Consider the following 25,543-nt stretch of genomic DNA (forward strand, 5'->3'; position numbering starts at 1 on the left):
ATTCAGGTGACTGCACATGAATGATTTACAGCTCGACGACTTCAAGACCGACGAAAACGCCGCCATGGTGTTGCTGGTCGACGACCAGGCCATGATCGGTGAAGCCGTGCGGCGTGGCCTGGCCCATGAAGAAAACATCGACTTCCACTTTTGTGCCGACCCGCACCAGGCGATTGCCCAGGCGATCCGCATCAAGCCCACGGTGATCTTGCAGGACCTGGTGATGCCGGGCCTGGACGGCCTCACTCTGGTGCGCGAATACCGCAATCACCCGGCCACCGCGAATATTCCGATCATCGTGCTGTCCACCAAAGAAGACCCGCTGATCAAGAGCGCGGCCTTTGCGGCCGGGGCCAACGATTACCTGGTCAAGCTACCGGACAACATCGAGTTGGTGGCGCGCATCCGCTACCACTCGCGCTCCTACATGACCCTGTTGCAGCGCGACGCGGCCTACCGCGCGTTGCGCGTCAGCCAGCAACAGTTGCTGGACACCAACCTGGTGCTGCAACGCCTGATGAACTCCGATGGCCTGACCGGGCTGTCCAACCGCCGCCACTTCGACGAATACCTGGAGTTGGAATGGCGCCGCGCCATGCGCGACCAGACCCAACTGTCGCTGCTGATGATCGACGTGGATTTCTTCAAGACCTTCAACGACAGCTTCGGCCACGTCGAGGGCGACGAAGCCTTGCGCAAAGTCGCCAACACCATCCGTGAAGCCAGCAGCCGCCCTTCGGATTTGCCGGCGCGCTACGGCGGCGAGGAGTTCGCGCTGGTCCTGCCCAACACCTCACCGGGCGGCGCACGCCTGGTCGCGGAAAAGCTGCGCATGGCGGTAGCGGCGTTGAAAATCCCGCACATCGCCCCGGCTGAAGGTGCCAGCCTGACCATCAGTATTGGGCTGTCGACGTTGACGCCGGTCCAGGGTACCGATTGTCGGCAGTTGATCATGGCGGCGGACAAGGGGTTATACACGGCCAAGAATAATGGGCGTAATCAGGTGGGCATCGAATAATCCCAAGCGCCGGGCGCCTCTGTGGGAGCAGGTAAGCCAGCTCCCACATTTGATCGCTATCTGGCTATGGATCCTGTACAAACCACCGCCTTTTCGGCCAAGCGGACTGCCGTTCGCAGCCGTTTGCCGTTATACTCGCCGGCTTTCAAAAGTTCGCCAACGAGTGCTGCCCGCCATGGAAATCAACCCGATCCTTAACACCATCAAGGACCTGTCCGAGCGCTCCGAAACTATTCGGGGGTATCTTTGACTACGATCAAAAGCATGAGCGTCTGACCGAGGTCAATCGCGAGCTTGAAGATCCGAGTGTCTGGAACAAACCTGAGTACGCCCAGGAACTGGGGCGCGAGCGCGCTGCGCTGGCACAGATCGTCGATACCCTCGACGAACTGAACACCGGCCTGGGTGATTGCCGCGACCTGCTGGACATGGCCGTCGAAGAAAACGACGAAGGCGCAGTGGGCGATGTCGTCGCCGAGCTGGCCCGTCTCGAGGAAAACCTCGCCAAGCTTGAATTCCGCCGCATGTTCAGCCATGAAATGGACCCGAACAACGCCTATCTGGATATCCAGGCCGGTTCCGGTGGCACCGAGGCCCAGGACTGGGCCAACATCCTGCTGCGCATGTACCTGCGCTGGGCCGACAAACGCGGTTTCGACGCGACCATCATGGAACTGTCCGCCGGTGAAGTGGCCGGTATCAAGGGCGCGACCGTGCACATCAAGGGCGAATATGCCTTTGGCTGGCTGCGCACCGAGATCGGCGTGCACCGCCTGGTGCGCAAGAGCCCGTTCGACTCCGGCAATCGTCGCCACACCTCATTCTCTGCGGTGTTCGTCTCGCCAGAGATCGACGACAAAGTGGAAATCGAGATCAACCCGGCCGACCTGCGGATCGACACCTACCGTTCCTCCGGCGCCGGTGGTCAGCACGTAAACACCACCGACTCGGCCGTACGTATTACCCACGTACCGACCAACACCGTGGTCAGCTGCCAGAACGAACGTTCCCAGCATGCCAACAAGGACACCGCCATGAAAATGCTGCGGGCCAAGTTGTACGAGCAGGAAATGCAGAAGCGCAACGCCGCTTCCCAGGCGCTGGAAGACACCAAGTCGGATATCGGCTGGGGCCACCAGATCCGTTCGTACGTGCTCGATGCCTCGCGGATCAAGGATCTGCGCACTAACATCGAACGCAGCGACTGCGACAAGGTACTCGACGGCGATATCGACGAATACCTGGAAGCCAGCCTGAAATCCGGCCTCTAATACCCTCTGTGGGAGCGGGCTTGCCCGCGATCCCCCGCCGAAGGCTGGGGGCAACGAACCTGATGGAATATTTAAAGACATGAGCGACCAACAACTCGACCCGCAAGCCCTGCAACAGGAAGAAAACTCCCTGATCGCCCTGCGCAAGGAAAAGCTTGCTGCCGAGCGCGCCAAGGGTAACGCCTTCCCCAACGACTTCCGTCGCGACAACTACTGCGATGCCTTGCAGAAGCAATACGCGGACAAGACCAAGGAAGAACTGGCAGAGGCTGCGATCCCGGTCAAGGTGGCAGGTCGCATCATGCTCAACCGTGGCTCGTTCATGGTGATCCAGGACATGACCGGTCGCATCCAGGTCTACGTCAACCGCAAGACCCTGTCCGAAGAAACCCTGGCCTCGGTGAAAACCTGGGACATGGGCGATATCATCGCAGCCGAAGGCACCCTGGCCCGTTCCGGCAAGGGCGACCTGTACGTCGAGATGACCAATGTGCGCCTGCTGACCAAGTCCCTGCGCCCGCTGCCAGACAAACACCACGGCCTGACCGACACCGAACAGCGCTATCGCCAGCGCTACGTTGACCTGATCGTCAACGAAGACGTGCGCCAGACCTTCCGCGTACGCTCGCAAGTCATTGCTCACATCCGCAGCTTCCTGATGCAGCGTGACTTCCTGGAAGTGGAAACGCCGATGCTGCAGACCATCCCGGGTGGTGCCGCAGCCAAACCGTTCGAAACCCACCACAACGCGCTGGACATGGAAATGTTCCTGCGTATCGCGCCGGAGCTGTACCTCAAGCGCTTGGTGGTGGGCGGCTTTGAAAAGGTGTTCGAGATCAACCGCAACTTCCGTAACGAAGGCGTCTCGACCCGTCACAACCCTGAATTCACCATGTTGGAGTTCTACCAGGCCTACGCCGACTACGAAGACAACATGGACCTGACCGAAGAACTGTTCCGCGAGCTGGCACAGCTGGTGCTGGGCAGCACTGACGTGCCGTACGGCGACAAGGTGTTCCACTTCGGCGAGCCATTCGTGCGCCTGTCGGTGTTCGACTCGATCCTCAAGTACAACCCCGAGCTGACCGCTGACGACCTCAACGACATCGACAAGGCCCGTGCCATTGCCAAGAAAGCCGGCGCCAAGGTGCTGGGCTTCGAAGGCCTCGGCAAGCTGCAGGTGATGATTTTCGAAGAACTGGTGGAGCACAAGCTGGAGCAGCCGCACTTCATTACCCAGTACCCGTTCGAAGTGTCGCCGCTGGCCCGTCGCAACGACGACAACCCCAACGTCACCGACCGTTTCGAGCTGTTCATCGGTGGCCGCGAAATCGCCAACGCCTATTCCGAGCTTAACGACGCGGAAGACCAGGCCGAGCGCTTCATGGCCCAGGTGGCCGACAAGGACGCCGGTGATGACGAAGCCATGCACTACGACGCCGACTTCGTTCGGGCCCTGGAGTACGGCATGCCGCCGACTGCCGGTGAGGGTATCGGCATTGACCGTCTGGTGATGTTGTTGACCAACTCGCCGTCGATCCGCGACGTGATCCTGTTCCCGCACATGCGGCCGCAAGCGTAACCGTAGCGAAATCCGAAGCCGCCTTTTATAAGGCGGCTTTTTTATGTGGCCTGTTCAAGTGGTGCTCGTCAGTGATCATTCCCACGCTCCGCGTGGGAATGCACCCTGTGACGCTCCGCGTCACCTCTAAAGGAAGAAGTGTGGTGAACCGCGTAATAGCTCAAGAAGGTGCCGCCGGCATTGCTGCTGCCGTGGCTGAAAGCGTTCAGTACCAGGGTCGCAAGGCCAGCCGACGGGGCAGCGAGCAACGCCGGCAAGACATTCTCGATGCGGCCATGCGTATCGTCGTGCGCGATGGCGTGCGGGCCGTACGTCACCGGGCAGTGGCGGCAGAGGCGGGGGTGCCGCTGTCGGCCACCACCTATTACTTCAAAGACATCGACGACCTGCTCACCGATACCTTCGCCCAGTACGTGGAACGCAGCGCCGCTTTCATGGGCAAACTGTGGGTGCGCAACGAAGGCCTGTTGCGCGAGATGGTCGCCTATGGCGATGGCAGTCCGGAGTCGCGCTCGCAACTGGCCGATGATATCGCGCGCCTGACCGCTGACTATGTACTGCGCCAGCTGACCAACCGGCGCGAATACCTGATGGCTGAGCAGGCTTTTCGCCAGGAAGCCCTATTGAACCCGCGGCTGGCCGAACTGGTACGCTCCCATCAACAGATCCTGTTGCAGGGTACCGGGCAGTTTTTCCAGGTATTGGGCTCCCGTGAGCCGCAGCAGGATGCCAAGGTGTTGACGGCTATCATCAGTCGGATGGAATATCAGGGCCTGTTGGGCGGCGCAGAGCCTCTGACCGGTGACGAGATGCTTGAAATTCTCAAGCGTTACATGCACCTGGTATTGGCCTCGGTCTAGCCCTGTGCGCAATCTGCTTTGGGGGGAGCTGGGCTTGCTGCTGAAGCCGTGCGCTACCTGCGCGTGGGCCAATAACGTTTAAAGAGGAAGCACCGGGTGGACGATTACCAGCAGACGATACGCACCTTGTCCGATCGCATTGTGCTGGCGCAAACACCGATCCGCGTTCTCGATGCGGTGAAATGGGACGAAAACATTCGCCAGGGATTTCTCAAGGCCAAGGGCAAGGCGATGCCTGCCGTAGACCGCGATTACTACCTGAACCGACCGCTGTCGTTCGACTCCAGCGCGGTGAAGCTGGAATTCCAGAACATCGAGCGCGACATCACCCGTCGCCTTGGACAATTCAGCCCGGTGGGGCAGATCATGCGGCGCATGTGCCGCGAATACCGCATGGTGGTGCGCATGCTTGAAGCGCGCGGCACCGAGGACTTCGGTCTGATTTCCCAAGAGCTGTACGGCGCCGCCTCCGATGCGTTCCACGCCGGCGACCCGACCCTGGCCGACCTTGGCCTGATGCTCTCCGATTACCTCAACAACATCGACGGTAGGGGTGACCTCAAGGACGAAGCCAAGACCCTCACCGCCAAAGATGCGGTCAGCCTGCTGCAAACCCGTCTGAACAAGGTATTTGGCGAGGCGGAAGAAACCATCCGCGTATTCGAGTCCGATGGCATTGTCGCCGACGCAGCGGCGGGCGCTGACTACATCAAGATCCGCGCCGACGCGATGTTCAACGACCGCGACGTGCGCGCTTTGGAGGTGCATGAAGGCCTGGTGCATGTGGGCACCACCCTCAACGGCCAGAACCAGCCGATCTGCACGTTCCTGTCCAAAGGCCCGCCGTCGTCCACCGTCACCCAGGAAGGCCTGGCGATCCTGATGGAAATCATCACGTTTGCCTCCTACCCCAGCCGCCTGCGCAAACTCACCAACCGGACACGCGCCATCCATATGGTGGAGGAGGGTGCCGACTTCCTGCAGGTGTTCGAGTTCTTCCGCGAGCAAGGCTTTGAAATGGCCGAAAGCTATGGGAATGCCAGCCGGGTATTCCGTGGTTCGGTGCCCACCGGTCTGCCATTTACCAAGGATTTGTCCTACCTCAAGGGCTTTATCATGGTCTACAACTACATCCAGCTCGCTGTACGTAAAGGCAAGCTGGAGCAAGTGCCGCTGCTGTTCTGCGGCAAGACCACCCTTGAAGACATGCGTACCCTGCGCCAGTTGGTCGACGAAGGCCTGGTGGTGCCGCCCAAGTACCTGCCGGAGCAGTTTCGCGACATGAACGCGCTGGCGGCCTGGATGTGCTTCTCCAACTTCCTCAACCACTTGAGCCTGGACCGGATCGAGGCGGATTACTCCAATATCCTTTAACTGACGAAACCGGATCAAAATGTGGGAGCAGGCAAGCCAGCTCCCACATTTGATCTGCACGGGTCTTCAGAACTTTCGCGAGGCTTCAACGGATGAGAATCCTCGGCATTTTATGCCTGCTACTCACACTGAACGGCTGCAGCTCCTTGCTGTTCTACCCCGAGCCCGGCCTGCCCTTCACGCCGGAAAAAGCCCATCTTCCCTACCGCGACGTCACGCTCACCACCGCAGATGGCGTGAAACTGCACGCCTGGTGGCTGCCGGCCAAACCCGGTGTACCGCTCAAGGGCACCGTCCTGCATTTGCACGGCAATGGCGGTAACCTCGCCTGGCACCTGGGGGGCAGTTGGTGGTTGCCGGAACAGGGCTATCAAGTGCTGTTGCTGGACTATCGTGGCTATGGGCTTTCGGAAGGCAAGCCATCGTTGCCGGCGATCTACCAGGATATCGACGCCGCTTTCAGCTGGATCGACAAGGCGCCTGAAACCCAGGGTCAACCGCTGATTATCCTCGGCCAAAGCCTGGGTGGTGCACTGGCAGTGCATTACCTGGCAGCCCACCCGGAGCGCCAATCCCAACTCAAGGCGCTGGTATTGGACGGCGTACCCGCCAGTTATCGTGACGTAGGACAATTCGCCTTGAGCACTTCCTGGTTAACCTGGCCGTTGCAGGTGCCGCTGTCATGGCTGGTGCCTGACGGCGATAGTGCGATCAAGGCCATGCCAGGGCTGACCGGCGTGCCCAAGTTGCTGTTCCACAGCCTGGATGACCCTATCGTGCCGGTGTCCAATGGCATCCGCTTGTATCAGGTCGCCCCCCCGCCCAGGGTGTTGCAACTGACCCGTGGCGGCCATGTGCAGACCTTTGCCGACAAAACCTGGCAAACCGTCATGCTGCGTTATCTGGACGACCCGCAGCACTTCAACGGCTTGCGCCGCCTGGGAGAAATCCCGAATTACCCTGTTCCTAAAGTTGATTCATCAGAGAGCCCGCAATGAGCGAAGAACGCAATATGATCCCGCTGATTCTCACCGGCATCGGCACCATCATCGGCACCGTAGGCTGCCTGTGGTACTACGGCTACCTGCACTTCGCCAAGCCCGAAGATGCGTTGCTGCTCAGCGACTTCACCATGCTCAAGACAGTGCCGGGCGAGGATTACAAGATCTCCCTGACCCCGGCTGCGCAAGTGGCGCAGTGCGTTGACGGCGTGTTGGTGATGTTTGATACCGAACAGAAAGGCTTGAGCGGCGTGCTGGTCAATAACAAGAAGCAGGCCGTGCGTTGCATGGGGCAGGAAACCCCGCAGTTGCAACAGTGAGCCCAAAAACCATCCGGTGTGCAGCTTAGTTGCTCAAGGGCTTTCGAGCCTTTACAGATTGGAACCATCTTCATTCGTACGCCACAGATGAGGTACTGATTGGCCTGGCTGATCAGCGCACTTTATTTCATCAATCTGGAGTACGAGTTTTATGAATGGTATTGGCGCAGCACCTTCAATTGGCGTCGGCAATTCGGGAGGTTCTCAGGGGGCTTCGCAAGGTCTTGATCAGCAAATCCAGCAACTTCAAGAGCAAATCCGCGCTAAGCGCGGTGAAGGTTCGCAAGGTTCTGGTTCCGGTGGTTCCCAGGGGGGTGGAGGCGCTCAAGGTTCCGGAGCAAGCCAAGGCGCTGGTGGGGGAGAAAGCATTGAAGAGCTGCTTGAAATGCTGAAGCAACTGCTGGAAAAAAAAGCGGCTCAAAGTGGCCAAGCCGGTGAAGGTGGCTCAGCTGGCCAAGGCCAGATTCAGGCCGGCGGTGGCGAGAATCAAGGCTCAGTCACCTACTGATAGGCAACCCTTAAAAACCTGTCAGTTATCGACAGGTTTTTCATGTCAGCGGCATTGCACTTATCGGCGTACCGGGGGCGTGTAACGAAATTGTTTGGAACCTAATTGCGTCAGGTACCACAAAGGGCGATGTAACTTACGCACAGTGGGGGCGGGAAGGCAGTGATAAGAATTGATGCGATATGCAATATGCTGGCTATGGCCAGGGCGCATCAGGCGTTGGAGCGGGCGGATGCGCAAGAACAGGCGCGTAATCAGTTGGCAGGTTGCTCATCTGATACCTCCCGTCATAACAAAAAGATAACGCCGCCGGATGAAGATACTGATCGCATGATCAAGTTTCCCTAGTCAAAAAAACCACCGTTTCTGGTGGTTTTTTTGTGGCAATCGCAGCACCTTCGGATACATCAATGACTAAAGCTTGAATACGCATTCATGAATGGCAACGAAAAAGCCCCGCCTGAAGGCGGGGCTTTTTACCAGACCAATGATCAGTTAGCGACGGAAGACCGTGGCTTGACCGGCTGGTTGTCGTTGGAGATTGTCACCTCAACGCGACGGTTCATGGCGCGGCCGGAAACGCTGCCGTTATCGGCAACCGGATATTCCTTGCCATAGCCCTGGGTCACGATGCGCGAGATATCCACGCCTTGTTGAGCCAGTGCACGTTGAACGGAAGCGGCACGACGCTCCGACAGGCTCTGGTTGTACGAGTCAGAACCGGTGCTGTCGGTGTAGCCTTCGACGATCACTTTACGGTCTGGGTTGTCGCGCAGGAACTGAGCCAGCTTGGTGATGTTCACCAGGCCGCTGGATTTCAGGTCGGACTTGTTGGTGGCGAACAGCACGTCACCGAAAGTCACCAGGGTGCCACGATCGGTTTGCTTGGCGTTCAAGCTGTTTTGCAGTTGCTTGATCTGCGCATCACGCGCGTCCAGCAGGGCACGGGCGCGTTCGTCACCGGCGTTTTTCAGCTTGGCTTCGGATTCGCGCAGGACGATGGTGTCCTTGGCCACTTCAACGCGCTGGTTGGTCAGGTATGCGAGTTGGTCGACTTTCTTCTCGTCTTCTTTGTCGCGGTAGGCCTTGTCAGCCTTGTCCAGCCAGTCGCTGGCGTCTTTGGTTTCCAGCGCAGCCAGCTTGGTGGCTTGTGGGTTGGTTTGCAGGGACGAGAAATTGGTCCGCGCATTTTCCAGGTTCGCGTTCGGCGGGGTGGAGCAGGCCGCCAAGGCAACGCTCATCGCCAGCAGGGCAGGGATCATCAATTGTTTACGCATAGTCGTGTCGTCCTTTCAATTCGATATCAGGTGCGATGCAGTCAAGTGGCAGCGGCTTACTTCTGCATGATTGCAGCTGGGCGCATGCCTTCTTTACGCAGTTCGTCAACAGCCTTCTGGGAATCCTTCACAGCCTGTTGAGCCTTGGCAGCCTGGGCTTTACGCTCAGCGACGCGAGCATCCCACTCGGCTTGTTCAGCCAGTTGGCGAGCTTTGTCGTAGTTCTTGTCGTGCATGGCAATCTCAGCTTCTTTGAGCTTGTCCTGGGCCGACTTCATTTCCACCGCCGCATACTCGGTACCGCCGGCGCTGACTGCGCTGTTGACGGCCGATTGGGTTACGGCGTACTGCTCGGTTGGAGGGTTGCCGGCGCAGCCCGCCAGAACGAAGCTGGTGCCGATTGCCAGCGCGGCCAATTTGAGCCCGCGCAGGTGGTTAAACGAGGATTTGGCAGTGCTGGTGTTCATCGTCTTCAACTCCATTGGATAACTCCTGAAAAACATCAAAATCCATCGGGGCGTATCGATTTCGGGCCCGTCGGTAAAGCACATGGCGTCCGTTCAAACGACCGTTCCACAAGTGATGGCTACTGGCTGTGACCGGAGGCTTTTTTCAAAAGTTCAGCGGATATGGCGATTTGCCTAAAAAAATATCTGACTGACTGGTCAATGTTTAAAAAATGGAACTTTCGCGGCGGGCAGCGGTACCTCCGGGCCTGTAAAAGGCCCGGAATACGTGGGTTTAATTGACGTCAATAAATGTTTATCAGTGTTTTTGTTCGTCAGCAACGGCTGATAAATCATGCAAATGGCGACGGGATAACGTGAGAAAACGTGGGGTGGGGCCGACGTCTTCATACAGCGGATCACCCTCTTCGTCGGTGGCAATCACCTGCTGGCCCTGGATGTAGGGAAAGCTGGCTTCCAGCTCTTCCAGTGCGGCGCCGATCAGCTCGCCGAGCAGTTCTTCGACGTGGCGCTTGGGGTACATCTCGGCAATGGCCGCCAGCCGGGCAGCGGCTTCTACATCCAGATGAATGGCGTATTCAGTCTTGGTCAAACGACCCTTGGCGGTTTCTTCCCAATGCTGGGCCAGTTCTCGAATTTTCATGGCTACCTCAATAAAGCCTGCGATGGCAGGCGGTGATGAGTGACCAGCCGCCTGCGTGAAAATAACGCGGCGACTCATCGTTGAGACTAGCTGCAAGCGCCAAGGTTTAAAGTCGTTCGCGTTCGGCCTTGTCAGAAACCGACGTCGGCGGCACTCTGAAGCACTTGCGCGTCCCGGATTTCTGGCTGGAGATTGGCTGATGAGTGATATCGATGCACGCTTGCGTGAGGATGTTCACCTGCTGGGTGAGCTGTTGGGCAACACCATTCGAGAGCAGTACGGCGAGGCTTTCCTCGATAAGATCGAGCAGATCCGCAAAGGCGCCAAGGCCGACCGCCATGGAGCCGTTTCGCAAAATGCCGCTGGTGATGAACTGAGCGCCAGCCTCAATCAGTTGCAGGAGGAGGAGTTGCTGCCCGTGGCGCGGGCCTTCAACCAGTTCCTCAACCTGGCCAACATTGCCGAGCAATATCAGTTGATTCATCGGCGCGATGAATCGCAATCTGCGCCGTTCGAATCCCGCGTCTTGCCAGAATTGCTGGCCCGTCTGCAAAGCGAAGGGCACAGCAATGAATCCTTGGCCCGGCAGCTGGCGCGGCTGGACATCGAGCTGGTGCTCACCGCCCACCCCACCGAAGTGGCCCGCCGCACGCTGATTCAGAAATACGATGCCATTGCCGCGCAACTGGCCTTGCAGGATCACCGCGATCTCACCACCGCCGAGCGCGAGCAGATTCGCGAGCGCTTGCAACGCTTGATCGCCGAAGCCTGGCACACCGAAGAAATCCGGCGCGTGCGCCCCACGCCGGTAGATGAAGCCAAATGGGGCTTTGCGGTGATCGAGCATTCGCTGTGGCACGCCATTCCCAATTACCTGCGCAAGGCCGACCAGGCCCTGCACGCCGCCACCGGCTTGCGCCTGCCCCTGGAGGCTGCGCCGATTCGCTTTGCTTCGTGGATGGGCGGCGACCGTGACGGCAACCCGAACGTCACCGCGCCGGTCACCCGCGAAGTGCTGCTGCTGGCGCGTTGGATGGCGGCGGATTTGTATCTGCGTGACATTGATCAACTGGCTTCCGAGCTGTCGATGCAACAGGCCAGCCCGGCGTTGCAAGCCAAAGTCGGCGACAGCGTCGAACCTTATCGTGCCTTGCTCAAGCAACTGCGCGAACGCCTGCGCGCCACGCGCCAGTGGGCCCACACCTCGTTGACCAGCACCACCCCGGCGCCGGCCGAGGTGTTGCAGGACAACCGCGACCTGCTCGACCCGCTGCAGCTGTGCTACCAGTCCCTGCATGAATGCGGCATGGGTGTGATCGCCGATGGCCCGCTGCTCGACTGCCTGCGCCGTGCCGTAACGTTCGGCCTGTTCCTGGTGCGCCTGGATGTGCGTCAGGACTCCAGCCGTCACTCGGCGGCCATGACCGAAATCACCGACTACCTGGGCCTGGGGCGTTATGAGGACTGGGATGAGGATGCGCGTATCAGCTTCCTGACCCAGGAACTGACCAATCGGCGGCCCTTGCTGCCGGGTTACTTCAAACCCTCGGCGGACACTGCCGAGGTATTGAATACCTGCAAGGAAATCGCCGCCGCACCGGCGGCGTCATTAGGTTCGTATGTCATCTCTATGGCGGGCGCCGCGTCGGATGTATTGGCGGTGCAACTGCTGTTGAAAGAGTCGGGCGTACAACGGCCGATGCGCGTAGTGCCGTTGTTCGAGACCCTGGCCGACCTGGACAACGCCGGACCGGTGATGGAGCGCCTGCTGCAATTGCCGGGTTACCGCGCACGCTTGCAGGGCCCGCAGGAAGTGATGATTGGCTACTCGGACTCGGCCAAGGACGCGGGCACCACGGCCGCCGCCTGGGCGCAGTACCGGGCGCAGGAACGTCTGGTGGATATCTGCCGCGAGCAACAGGTGGAGCTATTGTTGTTCCATGGTCGCGGCGGCACCGTTGGTCGTGGCGGTGGCCCGGCACACGCGGCTATCCTGTCGCAGCCGCCGGGCTCGGTGGCGGGGCGTTTCCGTACCACTGAGCAGGGCGAGATGATTCGCTTCAAATTCGGTCTGCCGGATATCGCTGAGCAGAACCTCAATCTCTACCTGGCGGCGGTACTGGAAGCGACCCTGTTACCGCCGCCCCCTCCCGAGCCTGCCTGGCGTCATCTGATGGACGAACTGGCGGCAGACGGTGTCAGCGCTTACCGGGCCGTGGTGCGGGAAAATCCGCAGTTCGTCGAGTACTTCCGCCAGTCCACGCCGGAGCAGGAGTTGGGCCGTTTGCCCTTGGGCAGTCGCCCGGCCAAGCGCCGTGCGGGCGGGATAGAAAGCTTGCGCGCCATCCCATGGATCTTTGGCTGGACCCAGACGCGTCTGATGCTACCCGCCTGGCTCGGCTGGGAAGCGGCACTGAGCAAGGCGCTGGAGCGCGGTGAAGGTCAATTGCTGGGGCAGATGCGCGAGCAGTGGCCATTCTTTCGCACGCGCATCGACATGCTGGAAATGGTGCTGGCCAAGGCCGATGCCGATATCGCCCGTCTTTATGATGAGCGTCTGGTGCAGCCGGACCTGCTGGCATTGGGTGCGCACTTACGCGACCTATTGTCGCAGGCGTGTGACGTGGTGCTTGGCCTGACCGGCCAGTCGCAGCTGCTGGCCCATAGCCCCGACACCCTGGAGTTCATCCGCCTGCGCAACACCTACCTGGACCCCTTGCACCTGTTGCAGGCCGAGTTGTTGGCACGTTCCCGTCAGCAGGAGGCTGCGCAAGACAGCCCTCTGGAACAGGCGCTGCTGGTGTCCGTGGCCGGTATTGCGGCCGGTTTGCGCAACACCGGTTGAGGTTTTTTGCGTGTACTCAATGGCTTGCGGATAAACCACGACGACCGCCCGGAAACGGGCGGTCGTCTTTTGAGCAGGCGGGTTGCGCTCAGGCACACCCTGGCGCTGACGCATGTGCGGCGCGGGTTTCTCCTACTTTTGGCGGCTTGTATGGTGAGGGCCCGCTGTGTATCTTGATCAGCCTTTGGCCGTTTGATCGGCCTAGAACCACATTTTTACGAGATTGGCCCCACGCGGCGAATCCGAGCGTCATCTCTATAAAAAATTGAGGAGCACATCGATGCGCGTCATTCTGCTGGGAGCTCCCGGGGCCGGTAAAGGTACTCAGGCAAAGTTCATCACTGAAAAATTCGGCATTCCACAAATCTCCACCGGCGACATGCTGCGTGCGGCCGTCAAGGCTGGCACCGAGCTGGGCCTGATCGCCAAGAGCGTGATGGACAGCGGCGGCCTGGTCTCCGATGACCTGATCATCAACCTGGTCAAGGAACGCATCAGCCAGGAAGACTGCAAGAACGGTTTCCTGTTCGACGGCTTCCCACGCACCATTCCCCAGGCTGAAGCCTTGGTGAAGGCGGGCGTGGAGTTGGACGCCGTGGTCGAGATCGCAGTTGAAGACGAAGAGATCGTCCAGCGTATCGCTGGCCGTCGCGTTCACGAAGGCTCGGGCCGCGTGTACCACATCGTCTACAACCCGCCGAAAGTCGAAGGCAAGGACGATGTCACTGGCGAAGACCTGGTGCAGCGTAAAGACGACACCGAAGAAACTGTGCGTCATCGCCTGTCGGTCTACCATTCCCAGACCAAGCCCCTGGTGGACTTCTACCAGAAGCTGTCCGCAGCCCAGGGCAAGCCGAAATACAGCCACATCCCTGGTGTGGGCTCGGTAGAGGCCATCACCGCCAAGGTGTTGCAAGCACTGAGCTGATCCTGTGATCGGCGGCACAGACAACGGCCCGCTTGCGGGCCGTTGTTGTTTATACTGGCGCACTTTTTTCCGACTTGGACACCCACACCGATGAGCACCCTGCTGGCCCTGGACACCGCGACTGAAGCTTGCTCCGTTGCCTTGCTGCACGATGGCAAGGTCACGAGCCACTACGAGGTGATCCCGCGCCTGCACGCGCAGAAATTGTTGCCGATGATCAAGCAACTGCTTGAAGACGCCGGTACCACCCTGGCTGCCGTGGATGCCATCGCGTTCGGCCGTGGCCCCGGTGCATTCACTGGCGTGCGCATTGCCATTGGCGTGGTGCAGGGCCTGGCCTTTGCGCTGGAGCGCCCGGTGTTGCCGGTGTCCAACCTGGCGGTACTGGCCCAGCGTGCGTTGCGTGAGCACGGGGCATCGCAGGTGGCAGCGGCAATTGATGCGCGCATGGATGAGGTTTACTGGGGTTGCTACCGTGAGACCGCAGGCGAAATGCGCCTGGTCGGTGCGGAAGCGGTGCTTGCCCCCGAAGCTGCGCAGTTGCCCGCTGACGCCAGCGGTGATTGGTTCGGTGCCGGCACGGGCTGGGGTTATGGCGAGCGCATCAAGGTGTCGTGTGCCGAGCAGGACGCAGCGATGTTGCCCCACGCCGAAGACCTGCTGGCGTTGGCACGTTTCGCATTCGAGCGCGGCGAGGCGATTGCGGCGGACCAGGCAGCACCGGTGTACCTGCGCGATAAAGTCGCGCAGACCAAGGCCGAACGCGGGATTATTTGACGCCAAAAATGTGGGCGTTACGCGGCAAATTTCGCCAATCGTCAGAATTTGCCTGGGTTTTTAAACCTTTTACAAATTATGTGTTCTAGTTATCACCAGAGCATTTGCGCGCCATGGAAAGTGCCGCTAAATTGCCATCATTGATACCGAGTCTGCATGTATGCGTATAGACGGTTTTTCCTCACAGTCGTACCCCCTCAAGCGTAAGCCGCGCAAGGCGAGCGTGACGGTAGACGAGTCCGTCGAGGATTCACCGGACTTCATCGAAGTACACACCGATACGCCTTCCAAAGCTCAAGGCGCCTCGAGCGCACGTATCAGCGGCGTTCCTGCCCGTCAGCAAGACATGGTCTTTCCCCGTTCCATGAGCAAAAGCGTTGCCACCGCCCTGGCCAGCTACCTGACCACTGCCGGCTTTGTCGAATGGGATATGGAAGTGCTGGGTCTCGATATCCATATCTGATGCGTTTGCCTTATTACATCGGCTGCCCGTCCTGGAGTGAAAACGCCTGGCGCGAGTACCTGTATCCCGTTGAGGCACGTTCCAGCGATTACCTCGGGCTCTATTCCCAGGTCTTCAACGCCGTTGAGGGCAATACCACTTTTTACGCTCGCCCCTCGGCCGCCACTGTGCAGCGCTGGGCCGAAATCATGCCTGATGATTTTCGCTTCACCGCCAAATTCCCCGGCGATATCAGCCATGCTGGCGATTTACGTGAACAGTTGCCGGCGGCAGAAAGTTTTGTCGGCTTGATGAGCCCGTTGGGTGAGCGCGTTTCACCGCTGTGGCTGCAGCTCTCGAAGAGCTTTACGCCGCCACGCCTGGCGGAGCTGGCTGGATTTCTCGATGGCATTGATCGGCCGCTGGCCGTGGAGGTGCGTCATGAACAGTTCTTTGCCAAGGGTGATGCTGAGCGCATGCTCAACCGCCTGTTGCGCGATCGCGGTGTCGAGCGCATCTGCCTCGATCCCCGTGCACTGTTCAGTTGTACTTCTACCTCGGAAGCGGTGCTGCATGCTCAGTCAAAAAAGCCCCGGGTGCCACCGCGCCCGGCGGCCCTGACGCAGTTTCCCCAGGTGCGCTTCATCGGGCATCCGGACCTTGAGGCCAATGACCCGTTCCTGATTCCCTGGGTGGAAAAGATTGCCAGTTGGATCGAAGAGGGCCGCACGCCCTATATGTTCCTGCACACGTCGGACAACCGTCTCGCGGCACAGCTGGCGCTGCGCTTCCACGCCAAGCTGATGGTGCGCCTGCCAGGGCTACCGCCGCTGCCTGCCTTGCATCGAGAACCCGTGGCGGAGCAGCTCGGACTACTTTGAGGGTTGAGCCGTGGGTGTGGTCAAGACATTGAGTGTGTTGCTGTTGGTGGTGGGGGCATTTGCGTTGGCTGTCTGGCGCGGTTGGGTGCCGATGCCGCCTGAATGGAACCCCTGGGCGCCCTTGGATGTGCGAGCGAGCCCCAACCTGTTGACGCGCTACAAGCTCAGTCGTTTGCAGGATGATCCAGCGCTTTGTGACCAGGTGTTGAACACCTCTGGTCTGCGCGTGAGCCGCCAGGCCGATACACCGACTGATGCAGCGTGCCCCTTGCGCAGTGTCCTGCGCGTGCAGGGCGCTGACGTGGCCTTGAGCAGCAGCTTTCTTGCCAGTTGCCCGCTGGCGGTGGCGTTCGCCTTGTTCGAGCGACATAGCCTGCAACCGGCGGCCCAGGCCGTGTTTGGCCAAGCGGTGAGCCGCGTCGAGCATTTGGGCAGTTTTGCCTGCCGTAATATCTACAACCGTGCCGACGGTCGACTCAGCCAGCATGCGTCGGCCAATGCCCTGGATATCGCCGGTTTTCGCCTGGCGGATGGGCGCAGCATCAGCGTGCTCAAGGATTGGCCGGGCCAGGGCGACAGTGCGCGTTTCCTGCGCTTGGTACGCGATGGCGCCTGTGATGATTTCAACGTGGTGTTGAGCCCGGACTACAACGCCGCCCATCGCAACCATTTCCATCTGGACATGGGGCGTTGGTGGGTGTGTCGCTAAGGTTCAGGCGGCCAGGCGCAGGTTGTGGGTCACCAGCGGGCGCGCCCAGTAGTAATCGAAATCCAGGGCCTTTTGCTGCGCCAGCAGTTCTTCTTCGGGGTACGGCGTGGCGGCCGGTGGCAGCAGGTCCAGCTCGAATTCGGCAATCGGCAGGTGCAGTGGGCGTGGTTGTGGCGCCGGGCCCGGCGCGGGTAGCGGTTGGCCGGCGTTCAGCACAATGGGGCGCACCCACTCGCTCTCAAACGCTTGCTGGCGTTGCTGGGCGACTATTTCTTCTTCCGGGAACGGCGTCGCGGCCGGTGGCAGCAGCTCGGTTTCGAACTCGGCAATTGGCAGGAAGAGCGGTTCCGGCGGGGCGATCTCGGTGTCTTTCACATCGCACTCACGCTGGGTGAGGATCTGCGCCAGCAGGTCGGCGCCTTCGCGGGGTTCAACCGCCGGGTCTGCCGGGGCAGGCGTCTTGGCGGCGAGCGCGTCCGACGTTTCACCGAGCTGCTCGGCCAACGCACGGGCGAAGAAGTCCTGCCACACATGACTCACCCCGGCCAGCGCTTGGGTATTGCGCAGGCCGTAATGGTTGTGGGTCGGCAGTACACCGATGGAAAGGGGAAGAATGTCTGACATTTTTCTCGGTCGACGCTCAGCTCTGGCAAAATACCTGACTGTGATTTTTATCGGCCGTTGTTTGCCGATCCTTAATATTTTTGAGCGTGGCGATTGATGAACGAACAACCAGCGGCCAGCCGCATCCAGGTCCAAGCCTTGGCTGACAGCTTCCAGGCCCGCGCTGAACAGTGGGCTTCGCTGCTGGGGTTGCCTCTGCAGGTGGCCGATGCGGATTTTTCCCTGCAAGTGGGGGAGCACGGCTTGCAGTTGCAACAGCTTGGGCCTGATGCGCCAGGGCCGGTGCGGGTCGACTTTGTCGAAGGCGGCGCGGCGCATCGGCGGTTGTATGGTGGCGGCAGCGGGCAGATGATCGCCAAGGCGGTGGGCATCGCCCAGGGCGTGCGCCCGCGGGTGCTGGATGCCACGGCTGGCTTGGGCAAGGACGCGTTCGTGCTGGCCAGCCTCGGGTGTGAGATGAGCCTGATCGAGCGCCAGCCGCTGATCGGCGCCTTGCTCGAAGATGGTCTGGCCCGCGCTGCCGAGGATTTTGACGTGGCGCCGATTGTGGCGCGCATGAAGCTGCTCAAGGGCAACTCCATCGACGTGATGCTCAATTGGCAGGGCGAGCCGCCTCAGGTGATCTACCTGGACCCGATGTTTCCGCACCGTGAGAAAACCGCCCTGGTGAAGAAGGAAATGCGCCTGTTCCGCCCATTGGTGGGCGATGACCCGGATGCCCCGGCGTTGCTCGCGGCGGCTCTGGCCCTGGCCAGCCATCGTGTGGTGGTCAAGCGTCCGCGCAAGGCACCCTGCATTGAGGGGCCGAAGCCGAGCCATGCGCTGGATGGCAAGTCCAGCCGCTACGACATTTATCCCAAGAAAGCGCTCAAGCCGTAAGCTGCAAACAGCAGCACTTATCTCCCAGGTGCGGCGAGATCCAACTGTGGGAGCTGGCTTGCCTGCGAAGACGGCCTGACAGCCGATGCCTATCTCTCTGGCGCGCCGCAATCCAAATGTGGGAGCTGGCTTGCCTGCGATGACGGCCTGAAAGCCGACACCTGTCTACCTGACGCCCCGCTATCCAAACTGTGGGAGCGGGCTTGCTCGCGAAGGCTGCCTGGCAGTCAACACAGTTGGATTGTGTACATATCCATTCCTGCGGTAACGGCCACCTAGGGTTCCGCTCTGACAGCGGCTCACTTTTGAAAAGCGCAAAAGTAAGCAAAACGCTCTTGCCCCACCACTCGGCACCTCGCCTGGGCTCGGTGTGCCCGTAATCCGCCAGTGAGTTGGGGGGCCGCCGCCATGCGCCATCCATGGCGCGGGGCGGCTAAACCGGCATCCCTGCCGGTTTACCCCCCAAATCCCTGTCGAATTCCGGCCAGCGTGGTTTGACGGGGCGCTTAAGATCAAAATCAAAAGCAGATCAAGAGCAGATCAAGAGCGACTCGCTTCGCATCGTGGTTACCGTCGGTTGCTACCGCCTATGCGGTGCTGTCGAGCCCCGTGCTGCGATAGGCCCGCATAAACAACTGCACCACGTCCTGCACATGCTCTTCAGCCTCTTGCGCGCTCAATTGTCCGCCGCAGCCATACAACAAGCGAAAGTTCGCCGTGCCCTTGAGCAAGCAAAAGAAGTGCTCCGCGGCTTTGAACGGTGTGTCGATGCTCAGCGCGCCGCCCTGGTCAATCTTGCCGAGCAAGCGCTCCATGCCTTGCAGCATGCGCATGGGGCCGGCGTTGAAGAAGATCTGGGAGAGTTTCACGTCCTGATTGCCGGTGGTCATCATCAGGCGATGCAGGTTTACCGACTCCTCGCTGTTGATCAGCCGATGAAAGCCGCGTGCGATGTTGAGCAACACCGTCTCGACGGGCATGCCTTCGGGAAGCTCGAAGTACATCACCGGCAATTGCTCTTCACATTTGGCCACTACCGCCGCGGTGAACAGCGTCTCCTTGTCGGTGAAGTGGCTGTAGACCGTGAGTTTCGATACGCCGGCCGCCAGGGCGACGGCGTCCATGCTGGTGTTTGCATAGCCCTTGTCCAGGAACAGCGATTTTGCCGATTCGAGGATTGCCTGGCGTTTTGCCATGTCCTTGGGGCGCCCGGGGCTTGCGGTGTTCAGAGGATTGTCGGACATTTTCACCTTTAATACTGGACTGGTGAGTTTGGTATTAATAACATACCGGCCAGTATAATTATTCCAAGCTCTATTTGCGAAAGGTCCTTCAGCATGCGCAGCGCTTTCCTGCCCCTTGCTTTGCCTGTCAGCCTGATCTTCCTGTTGGCCGCTTGCGGCCATGAAGAAGCGGCCCAGACCACCGTGCGCCCGGCCATGGTGGTGCAACCGCAGCCGTCGGCGCAGGCAATGGACAGCTACCCCGGTGAGGTGCGTGCCCGTTATGAGCCGGACCTGGCCTTTCGCATCGGCGGCAAAGTCAGCAAGCGCCTGGTGGAGGAGGGCGAACGGGTCAAGGCCAACCAGCCGCTGGCCGAACTCGACCCCCAGGACGTGCGCCTGCAACTGGAGGCCACCCGCGCCCAAGTAGCCGCCGCAGAGGCCAATCTGAGCTTGGTGCGTGCGGAGCGAGATCGCTACAAGACCTTGATGGACCGTCAGATGGTCAGTCGGTCGCAGTACGACAATTCCGAAAACCTCTACCGAGCCGGTGAAGCACGCCTGAAGCAGATCAAGGCCGAGTTCGATGTGTCCAGCAATCAGGCCGGCTACGCCGTGCTGCGTGCGCCTCAGGATGGGGTAGTCGCCAAGCGTGCCGTCGAGGTGGGGCAAGTGCTTTCCGCTGGCCAGACGGTGTTCACCCTGGCCACCGATGGCGAGCGTGAAGTCTTGATCAGCCTGCCCGAACAGGGCTTTGGCCGCTTCAAGATCGGCCAGCCGGTGTCGGTGGAGTTGTGGAGCCAGCCAGAGCAACGCTTCGCCGGGCGCATTCGTGAACTGTCGCCTGCCGCCGACCCCAAGTCTCGCACCTTCGCCGCGCGCGTAGCCTTCACCGGCGGCAAAGTGCCCGCCGAACTGGGCCAAAGCGCACGGGTTTTCATCCAGGTCGACGGTGTCATTCCCCTATCGGTACCGCTGTCTGCCCTGAGTGCCGAGAACGGTGCGTCCTACGTTTGGCGTGTAAAACCGGACAACACCCTTGAACGCACCCCTGTACGCATTGGTGCGTTTGGCGAAAACACCGTGCCGGTACTCGAAGGCTTGGCCGCCACCGATTGGGTGGTGGCCGCAGGCGTGCATGTGCTCCATGAGGGCCAGTCAGTGCGCCCGGTGGATCGCTCCAACCGTGTAGTGAATCTGGCGGCCAAGGAGTAGTCCCCATGGGTTTCAATCTTTCCGAATGGGCGTTGCGTAATCGCCAGATCGTACTGTTCCTGATGATCCTGCTGGCCGTGGTTGGCACCTTGTCCTACACCAAGTTGGGACAAAGCGAAGACCCGCCCTTTACCTTCAAGGCCATGGTGATCAAGACCAACTGGCCTGGAGCCACGGCCCAGGAGGTTTCGCGCCAGGTCACTGAGCGAATCGAGAAAAAACTCATGGAGACCGGTGAGTATGAACGCATCGTGTCGTTCTCCCGTCCTGGTGAATCCCAGGTCACCTTTATTGCCCGTGATTCGATGCGTTCGGCGCAGATTCCTGAGTTGTGGTACCAGGTGCGCAAGAAAATCAGCGACATCCGCCACACCTTGCCGCCGGATATCCAGGGGCCGTTTTTCAACGATGAGTTCGGCACCACCTTCGGCAATATCTACGCCCTGACCGGCGACGGCTTTGACTATGCGGTGCTCAAGGACTACGCCGACCGCATCCAGATCCAGCTGCAACGCGTCCCGGATGTGGGCAAGGTCGAGCTGCTCGGCCTGCAGGACGAGAAGATCTGGATCGAGCTGTCCAACCTCAAGCTCGCCACCCTCGGCTTGCCTCTGGCTGCGGTACAACAGGCGTTGCAGGAGCAAAATGCGGTGTCCACCGCCGGCTTCTTTGAAACCCCCACCGAGCGCGTGCAACTGCGCGTTTCGGGCAACTTCAAGACAGTAGAGGAGATCCGCAACTTTCCGATACGCGTGGGGGATCGCACCTTCCGCATCGGTGACGTGGCTGACATCCATCGAGGCTTCAACGACCCACCGGCACCGCGCATGCGCTACATGGGCGCAGATGCCATCGGCCTGGCCGTGGCCATGCGCGACGGTGGCGACATCCTCGTACTGGGCAAGGCCCTTGAAGCGCAATTCGCACGCCTGCAAAAGAACCTTCCGGCAGGGATGGAGCTGCGCAAGGTGTCGGACCAGCCGGCAGCTGTGAAGACCAGCGTCGGCGAATTCGTCCAGGTATTGGCTGAAGCGCTGGCGATTGTTTTGCTGGTGAGCTTTTTCTCCCTCGGCGTGCGCACCGGCATGGTCGTCGCCCTGGCGATTCCGCTGGTACTGGCGATGACCTTTGCCGCCATGTATTACCTGGGCATCGGCCTGCACAAGATTTCCCTGGGCGCCTTGGTCTTGGCCCTGGGCTTGCTGGTGGATGACGCGATCATCGCCGTGGAAATGATGGCGATCAAAATGGAACAGGGCTACGACCGCCTCAAAGCCGCGAGTTTCGCCTGGACCAGCACCGCATTCCCCATGCTCACCGGCACCCTGATCACGGCCGCAGGCTTCTTGCCGATTGCCACCGCGCAATCGAGCACTGGCGAATACACCCGTTCGATCTTCCAGGTGGTGACCATTGCACTGCTGGCCTCCTGGGTGGCGGCCGTGGTGTTTGTGCCCTACCTGGGGGAAAAACTCCTGCCCGACCTGGCGAAGATTCATGCGGCCAAACACGGCACCGACGGCCCGGACCCTTACGGCACACCCTTCTATCAGCGTGTAAGGCGTCTGGTGGAGTGGTGCGTGCAGCGGCGTAAAACCGTGATCGTGCTGACCCTGCTGCTGTTTATCGGCTCGGTTGCACTGTTTCGCTTCGTGCCGCAACAGTTCTTCCCGGCTTCCGGTCGCTTGGAGTTGATGGTCGACCTGAAACTGGCCGAAGGCGCTTCCCTGAGCAACACCGCCGAACAGGTCAAGCGCCTGGAGGCGTTGCTCAAGGAGCATGCCGGCATCAATAACTATGTCGCCTACGCGGGCACCGGTTCGCCACGGTTTTACCTGCCACTGGACCAGCAATTGCCCGCTGCCAGCTTCGCCCAGTTTGTGGTGCTGGCTAACACCATCGAGGAGCGAGAAAGCCTGCGCACCTGGCTGATCGAAACCCTCAACGAGCAATTCCCCGCCCTGCGTTCGCGGGTCACGCGCCTGGAGAACGGCCCGCCCGTAGGCTACCCCGTGCAGTTTCGTGTGACTGGCGAGCACATCGAAGAAGTCCGTTCGCTGGCGCGCAAAGTGGCGGCCAAGGTTCGCGAAAATACCCATGTGGTGAATGTGCATCTGGACTGGGAAGAACCGAGCAAAATCGTATACCTGAATATCGACCAAGACCGTGCCCGTGCCCTGGGTGTGAGCACTGCCAACCTGTCGAAATTCCTGCAGAGTTCCCTGACCGGCGCCAGCGTCAGCCAGTATCGGGAGGACAACGAATTGATCGAGATCCTCCTGCGCGGCACGGTGCATGAGCGTAGCGAGCTGTCGCGCCTGCCAAGCCTGGCCGTGCCCACCGACAATGGTAAAAGCGTGGCGCTGTCGCAAATTGCCACCCTCGAATATGGATTCGAAGAAGGCATCATCTGGCGTCGCAACCGTCTGCCCACAGTGACCGTACGGGCCGATATCTATGGCAAGGAACAGCCGGCGACCCTCGTGCAGCAGATCTTGCCGACGCTCGCCGATGTGCGAGCCGAGCTGCCGGACGGCTATCTGTTGGAGGTGGGCGGTACGGTTGAAGACTCTGCGCGGGGGCAAAACTCGGTGAAGGCCGGCGTGCCGCTGTTTATCGTGGTGGTGCTGACCTTGCTGATGCTGCAACTGCGCAGCTTTTCGCGCACGGCCATGGTCTTTCTCACCGCACCGTTGGGGCTGATCGGCGTGACCCTGTTCCTGTTGGTGTTCCGCCAACCCTTCGGTTTCGTCGCCATGCTCGGCACCATCGCGCTGTCGGGCATGATCATGCGTAATTCGGTGATTCTGGTGGACCAGATAGAACAAGACATCAAGGCCGGCCTGACACCCTGGCAGGCGATTATCGAAGCCACGGTGCGACGCTTTCGCCCGATTGTGCTGACGGCGCTGGCGGCGGTGCTGGCGATGATTCCATTGTCACGCAGTGTGTTCTTCGGGCCGATGGCCGTGGCGATCATGGGCGGGTTGATTGTGGCGACGGCGTTGACGCTGTTGTTCTTGCCGGCGTTGTATGCGGCGTGGTTCAGGATCAGGAAGGACGCGGAATAAATCTGTGGCTGTTTTTGGCGTACCCAGTTGGAACCTTTTTTTCAGGCTTGCCACAGAAGGTTACCTGCTTGCAGGTACTTTATCCGGTGGTTTTTATCGCCAGGATAAAGTTTCCACAACGTTCATAGAGGCAACATAGGTATGCTCACACAAGTAGCGGCAAACTTTTACGCGGGGCTCAGCGTGATGCTGGGCGGCGGTCGGGTGGGCGGCGCTTGCGCCAAACATTCACATAATGACTCCGTCAGTCGGCGTGAGCTTTCAGACGCGCTCAAATCGTTCAAATACGGTCATTCCCAGCCCACCACTAATTTGACGATCAACAACAGCGTTTCCAACGCTAACAGCAATGCGAATACCAACGCTCAAATCGGCCGTTGAATGCGCTGAGTTCTGATATTCAGCCATTGCAAACACTCTGCACCCGCAGAGTGTTTGCCGCGTTACGTCCCGGTACAAGTCGCTGGCGAAGGCTTAAAGTGCCCCAAACACCTTCTTGGCCAAGCTGGTGGCTGCCGCCGCCGGGTTCTTGCGAATGGTTTCTTCCTGCTGCGCAATCATCTTGAACAAACCATCCAGCGCCTGCTCGGTCACGTAGTTTTCGACGTTGGCGCTCTTGGCATCCACGGCGCCAAAGGCTGCGGCCTTGCCGGCCAGAGCGTTGTACTGCTGAGCCACGCCGACTTTGTCGGTGGCGGCCTTGACGATGGGCAGGAACTTGGCGCGAATTTCTTCACGGCTGCTTTTGTTCAGGTACTGGGTGGCGGAGTCCTGGCCTCCACTGAGAATGCCCTTGGCGTCGGTCACGCTCATGTTCTTCACGGCGTTGACCAGAATTGGCTGGGCCTGGGTCACGGCGGTTTCTGCGGCCTTGTTCATGCTGGTTTCCAGTTGCGTGACCTGGTCACCCATACCAAACATTTTAAGCTTGTCGGCGACTTTGCCGAGTTTGCCCGGCAGGCCGATCTTCACGTCCGGGTTGTTGCTGAAACCACCGGGCGTCCCGAGTTGTTTCACAGCAATCTGTGCACCTTGGGTCAAGGCATCCTTGAGGCCGCCGCTGGCGTCACCCTGGGACAGGCTGCCCAGATCCAGGGCCATGGCGTTGGCGCCGAACAGCAAGCCAGCACACAGGGCGGTGAGGCGAAGAGATTTGCGGAGCATGGGCGCTTCCTTATGAAGTGGGAATGATCAATGTGCGGCCGCATCTACCCGCAGGCGCAGCGGTTGTGGGTCCTGGCCGTTGAGTTGCACGGTGTGCCGCTCGGTGGTGATAAACAGTAGCTTGCCGTCCAGCTCGATGCGAGCGCTGACCGAATAGGTGTGGCCCGGTTTGACCTGAGCCGGGTCATAGCTCAGGTGAAACGGCAGCGGCACCTGGCCTTTGACCGGGCCTTTCTGTTCGGCGAGGGTCACGGCCGGGGCGTCCATCAGGGACACGTCCTGCAGGCTGACACTCAAGGTGGCGGCCGGCGGCAGGGCGATGCGTTGCAGGTAGAACACTTCGCCGTCCAGACTGGCCTTTGGGGTTGGGGTCATCGAGTGGCAGGCTCCGAGCAGGGCGGTCAGGCCCAGAAGGATGAGTTTTTTCACGGTGCAACTCCTTTTCAACGGCGCCGGAATCCGCC

The 25,543-nt window shown here is 60.1% G+C and carries 25 protein-coding genes; 18 read left to right on the forward strand and 7 right to left on the reverse strand.

From position 1 onward, the window contains the following. Positions 1 to 16: 16 nt before the first annotated feature. The 8 genes from AB9N64_RS24440 to AB9N64_RS24475 all read left to right on the forward strand — a co-directional run bounded on the left by AB9N64_RS24440 (position 17) and on the right by AB9N64_RS24475 (position 7,934). Positions 17 to 1,018: a PleD family two-component system response regulator gene (locus AB9N64_RS24440; protein WP_014717198.1), complete on the forward strand. Its 1,002-nt coding sequence runs from the start codon at positions 17 to 19 to the stop codon at positions 1,016 to 1,018. Between the two features lie 175 nt (positions 1,019 to 1,193). Continuing rightward, positions 1,194 to 2,289, forward strand: a protein-coding gene (gene prfB, locus AB9N64_RS24445) for a peptide chain release factor 2 (protein ID WP_096001736.1) whose coding sequence is annotated in 2 segments (ribosomal slippage) — positions 1,194 to 1,265 and positions 1,267 to 2,289 — 1,095 coding nt in all. Because the reading frame shifts where the segments join, the coding sequence is not laid out codon by codon here. A 79-nt stretch (positions 2,290 to 2,368) separates the two neighbouring features. Then, on the forward strand, positions 2,369 to 3,871 hold the full coding sequence (lysS, locus tag AB9N64_RS24450) for a lysine--tRNA ligase (protein ID WP_003189082.1): 1,503 nt from the start codon (positions 2,369 to 2,371) through the stop codon (positions 3,869 to 3,871). A 143-nt stretch (positions 3,872 to 4,014) separates the two neighbouring features. Continuing rightward, positions 4,015 to 4,731, forward strand: coding sequence for a TetR/AcrR family transcriptional regulator (locus tag AB9N64_RS24455; RefSeq protein ID WP_014717200.1), 717 nt, complete (start codon positions 4,015 to 4,017; stop codon positions 4,729 to 4,731). Positions 4,732 to 4,827: 96 nt separating this feature from the next. Further along, positions 4,828 to 6,105, forward strand: a complete 1,278-nt coding sequence (locus tag AB9N64_RS24460; RefSeq protein ID WP_014717201.1) for a flavohemoglobin expression-modulating QEGLA motif protein — start codon at positions 4,828 to 4,830, stop codon at positions 6,103 to 6,105. Positions 6,106 to 6,197: 92 nt separating this feature from the next. After that, positions 6,198 to 7,103, forward strand: coding sequence for an alpha/beta hydrolase (locus tag AB9N64_RS24465; RefSeq protein ID WP_060767076.1), 906 nt, complete (start codon positions 6,198 to 6,200; stop codon positions 7,101 to 7,103). Then, a complete protein-coding gene (locus AB9N64_RS24470) occupies positions 7,100 to 7,426 on the forward strand; it encodes a hypothetical protein (RefSeq protein WP_003172217.1) in 327 nt (108 codons plus the stop codon). The genes AB9N64_RS24465 and AB9N64_RS24470 overlap by 4 nt, the downstream gene beginning before the upstream one ends. A 151-nt stretch (positions 7,427 to 7,577) precedes the next feature. Beyond that, positions 7,578 to 7,934: a hypothetical protein gene (locus AB9N64_RS24475; RefSeq protein ID WP_014717203.1), complete on the forward strand. Its 357-nt coding sequence runs from the start codon at positions 7,578 to 7,580 to the stop codon at positions 7,932 to 7,934. Between the two features lie 491 nt (positions 7,935 to 8,425). Here the strand turns inward: AB9N64_RS24475 and AB9N64_RS24480 are convergent, their stop codons facing one another. From AB9N64_RS24480 to AB9N64_RS24490, 3 genes are all read right to left on the reverse strand, one after another. Continuing rightward, on the reverse strand, positions 8,426 to 9,211 hold the full coding sequence (locus tag AB9N64_RS24480) for an OmpA family protein (protein ID WP_003189093.1): 786 nt from the start codon (positions 9,209 to 9,211) through the stop codon (positions 8,426 to 8,428). A gap of 56 nt (positions 9,212 to 9,267) precedes the next feature. Then, the gene (locus tag AB9N64_RS24485; RefSeq protein ID WP_003189094.1) at positions 9,268 to 9,693 is read right to left on the reverse strand and encodes a DUF4398 domain-containing protein; all 426 of its coding nucleotides are present in this window, start codon (positions 9,691 to 9,693) and stop codon (positions 9,268 to 9,270) included. Between the two features lie 283 nt (positions 9,694 to 9,976). Next, entirely contained in the window at positions 9,977 to 10,321 is a 345-nt protein-coding gene (locus tag AB9N64_RS24490; protein ID WP_014717206.1) for a hypothetical protein, read from the reverse strand. A 199-nt stretch (positions 10,322 to 10,520) separates the two neighbouring features. On the opposite strand from AB9N64_RS24490, the gene ppc reads away from it, so the two are divergent. The 6 genes from ppc to AB9N64_RS24520 all read left to right on the forward strand — a co-directional run bounded on the left by ppc (position 10,521) and on the right by AB9N64_RS24520 (position 16,903). Continuing rightward, positions 10,521 to 13,166 carry a phosphoenolpyruvate carboxylase gene (gene ppc / locus AB9N64_RS24495; RefSeq protein ID WP_371359725.1) on the forward strand — a complete coding sequence of 882 codons (2,646 nt, stop codon included), beginning with the start codon at positions 10,521 to 10,523 and terminating at the stop codon, positions 13,164 to 13,166. A 280-nt stretch (positions 13,167 to 13,446) separates the two neighbouring features. Next, positions 13,447 to 14,094: an adenylate kinase gene (gene adk, locus AB9N64_RS24500; RefSeq protein ID WP_003189104.1), complete on the forward strand. Its 648-nt coding sequence runs from the start codon at positions 13,447 to 13,449 to the stop codon at positions 14,092 to 14,094. Positions 14,095 to 14,184: 90 nt separating this feature from the next. Further along, positions 14,185 to 14,871, forward strand: a complete 687-nt coding sequence (gene tsaB / locus AB9N64_RS24505) for a tRNA (adenosine(37)-N6)-threonylcarbamoyltransferase complex dimerization subunit type 1 TsaB (RefSeq protein WP_019817729.1) — start codon at positions 14,185 to 14,187, stop codon at positions 14,869 to 14,871. 160 nt (positions 14,872 to 15,031) lie between these two features. Then, positions 15,032 to 15,334: a hypothetical protein gene (locus AB9N64_RS24510; RefSeq protein ID WP_034126521.1), complete on the forward strand. Its 303-nt coding sequence runs from the start codon at positions 15,032 to 15,034 to the stop codon at positions 15,332 to 15,334. Next, positions 15,334 to 16,194: a DUF72 domain-containing protein gene (locus AB9N64_RS24515; protein ID WP_038449171.1), complete on the forward strand. Its 861-nt coding sequence runs from the start codon at positions 15,334 to 15,336 to the stop codon at positions 16,192 to 16,194. The genes AB9N64_RS24510 and AB9N64_RS24515 overlap by 1 nt, the downstream gene beginning before the upstream one ends. 10 nt (positions 16,195 to 16,204) lie before the next feature. Next, complete coding sequence (locus tag AB9N64_RS24520; protein ID WP_073453136.1) at positions 16,205 to 16,903, forward strand: extensin family protein; 699 nt, start codon at positions 16,205 to 16,207, stop codon at positions 16,901 to 16,903. Positions 16,904 to 16,906: 3 nt separating this feature from the next. Here AB9N64_RS24520 and AB9N64_RS24525 read toward each other — a convergent pair whose 3' ends face one another. Further along, positions 16,907 to 17,527, reverse strand: coding sequence for a hypothetical protein (locus tag AB9N64_RS24525; RefSeq protein WP_014717212.1), 621 nt, complete (start codon positions 17,525 to 17,527; stop codon positions 16,907 to 16,909). 96 nt (positions 17,528 to 17,623) lie between these two features. On the opposite strand from AB9N64_RS24525, the gene AB9N64_RS24530 reads away from it, so the two are divergent. Then, positions 17,624 to 18,406 carry a class I SAM-dependent methyltransferase gene (locus tag AB9N64_RS24530; RefSeq protein ID WP_014717213.1) on the forward strand — a complete coding sequence of 261 codons (783 nt, stop codon included), beginning with the start codon at positions 17,624 to 17,626 and terminating at the stop codon, positions 18,404 to 18,406. Positions 18,407 to 18,993: 587 nt separating this feature from the next. Here the strand turns inward: AB9N64_RS24530 and AB9N64_RS24535 are convergent. Then, positions 18,994 to 19,650, reverse strand: coding sequence for a TetR/AcrR family transcriptional regulator (locus AB9N64_RS24535; RefSeq protein ID WP_019817872.1), 657 nt, complete (start codon positions 19,648 to 19,650; stop codon positions 18,994 to 18,996). A gap of 93 nt (positions 19,651 to 19,743) precedes the next feature. Between AB9N64_RS24535 and AB9N64_RS24540 the strand changes: the two genes are divergently transcribed. From AB9N64_RS24540 to AB9N64_RS24550, 3 genes are all read left to right on the forward strand, one after another. Next, positions 19,744 to 20,844 carry an efflux RND transporter periplasmic adaptor subunit gene (locus AB9N64_RS24540; protein ID WP_371359726.1) on the forward strand — a complete coding sequence of 367 codons (1,101 nt, stop codon included), beginning with the start codon at positions 19,744 to 19,746 and terminating at the stop codon, positions 20,842 to 20,844. 5 nt (positions 20,845 to 20,849) lie between these two features. Then, positions 20,850 to 23,915 carry an efflux RND transporter permease subunit gene (locus tag AB9N64_RS24545; protein WP_130174759.1) on the forward strand — a complete coding sequence of 1,022 codons (3,066 nt, stop codon included), beginning with the start codon at positions 20,850 to 20,852 and terminating at the stop codon, positions 23,913 to 23,915. A 141-nt stretch (positions 23,916 to 24,056) separates the two neighbouring features. After that, complete coding sequence (locus AB9N64_RS24550; protein WP_060767069.1) at positions 24,057 to 24,296, forward strand: hypothetical protein; 240 nt, start codon at positions 24,057 to 24,059, stop codon at positions 24,294 to 24,296. Positions 24,297 to 24,389: 93 nt separating this feature from the next. Here AB9N64_RS24550 and AB9N64_RS24555 read toward each other — a convergent pair whose 3' ends face one another. Beyond that, positions 24,390 to 25,079, reverse strand: a complete 690-nt coding sequence (locus tag AB9N64_RS24555; RefSeq protein WP_003189124.1) for a DUF4197 domain-containing protein — start codon at positions 25,077 to 25,079, stop codon at positions 24,390 to 24,392. Positions 25,080 to 25,106: 27 nt separating this feature from the next. Then, the gene (locus AB9N64_RS24560; RefSeq protein ID WP_014717218.1) at positions 25,107 to 25,508 is read right to left on the reverse strand and encodes a YbaY family lipoprotein; all 402 of its coding nucleotides are present in this window, start codon (positions 25,506 to 25,508) and stop codon (positions 25,107 to 25,109) included. Between the last annotated feature and the right edge of the window lie 35 nt (positions 25,509 to 25,543).

It is taken from the genome of Pseudomonas sp. KT_2_4, from assembly GCF_041410225.1.
Lineage (GTDB): Bacteria > Pseudomonadota > Gammaproteobacteria > Pseudomonadales > Pseudomonadaceae > Aquipseudomonas > Aquipseudomonas paracarnis.

Bases quoted from the DNA above. Each gene is read 5' to 3' on its own strand.
- AB9N64_RS24440 (WP_014717198.1), top strand. From the start codon at position 17: ATGAATGATTTACAGCTCGACGACTTCAAGACCGACGAAAACGCCGCC.
- lysS (WP_003189082.1), top strand. From the start codon at position 2,369: ATGAGCGACCAACAACTCGACCCGCAAGCCCTGCAACAGGAAGAAAAC.
- AB9N64_RS24465 (WP_060767076.1), top strand. From the start codon at position 6,198: ATGAGAATCCTCGGCATTTTATGCCTGCTACTCACACTGAACGGCTGC.
- AB9N64_RS24470 (WP_003172217.1), top strand. From the start codon at position 7,100: ATGAGCGAAGAACGCAATATGATCCCGCTGATTCTCACCGGCATCGGC.
- AB9N64_RS24475 (WP_014717203.1), top strand. From the start codon at position 7,578: ATGAATGGTATTGGCGCAGCACCTTCAATTGGCGTCGGCAATTCGGGA.
- AB9N64_RS24480 (WP_003189093.1), bottom strand. From the start codon at position 9,211: ATGCGTAAACAATTGATGATCCCTGCCCTGCTGGCGATGAGCGTTGCC.
- AB9N64_RS24485 (WP_003189094.1), bottom strand. From the start codon at position 9,693: ATGGAGTTGAAGACGATGAACACCAGCACTGCCAAATCCTCGTTTAAC.
- AB9N64_RS24490 (WP_014717206.1), bottom strand. From the start codon at position 10,321: ATGAAAATTCGAGAACTGGCCCAGCATTGGGAAGAAACCGCCAAGGGT.
- ppc (WP_371359725.1), top strand. From the start codon at position 10,521: ATGAGTGATATCGATGCACGCTTGCGTGAGGATGTTCACCTGCTGGGT.
- adk (WP_003189104.1), top strand. From the start codon at position 13,447: ATGCGCGTCATTCTGCTGGGAGCTCCCGGGGCCGGTAAAGGTACTCAG.
- tsaB (WP_019817729.1), top strand. From the start codon at position 14,185: ATGAGCACCCTGCTGGCCCTGGACACCGCGACTGAAGCTTGCTCCGTT.
- AB9N64_RS24510 (WP_034126521.1), top strand. From the start codon at position 15,032: ATGCGTATAGACGGTTTTTCCTCACAGTCGTACCCCCTCAAGCGTAAG.
- AB9N64_RS24515 (WP_038449171.1), top strand. From the start codon at position 15,334: ATGCGTTTGCCTTATTACATCGGCTGCCCGTCCTGGAGTGAAAACGCC.
- AB9N64_RS24525 (WP_014717212.1), bottom strand. From the start codon at position 17,527: ATGTCAGACATTCTTCCCCTTTCCATCGGTGTACTGCCGACCCACAAC.
- AB9N64_RS24530 (WP_014717213.1), top strand. From the start codon at position 17,624: ATGAACGAACAACCAGCGGCCAGCCGCATCCAGGTCCAAGCCTTGGCT.
- AB9N64_RS24535 (WP_019817872.1), bottom strand. From the start codon at position 19,650: ATGTCCGACAATCCTCTGAACACCGCAAGCCCCGGGCGCCCCAAGGAC.
- AB9N64_RS24540 (WP_371359726.1), top strand. From the start codon at position 19,744: ATGCGCAGCGCTTTCCTGCCCCTTGCTTTGCCTGTCAGCCTGATCTTC.
- AB9N64_RS24545 (WP_130174759.1), top strand. From the start codon at position 20,850: ATGGGTTTCAATCTTTCCGAATGGGCGTTGCGTAATCGCCAGATCGTA.
- AB9N64_RS24550 (WP_060767069.1), top strand. From the start codon at position 24,057: ATGCTCACACAAGTAGCGGCAAACTTTTACGCGGGGCTCAGCGTGATG.
- AB9N64_RS24555 (WP_003189124.1), bottom strand. From the start codon at position 25,079: ATGCTCCGCAAATCTCTTCGCCTCACCGCCCTGTGTGCTGGCTTGCTG.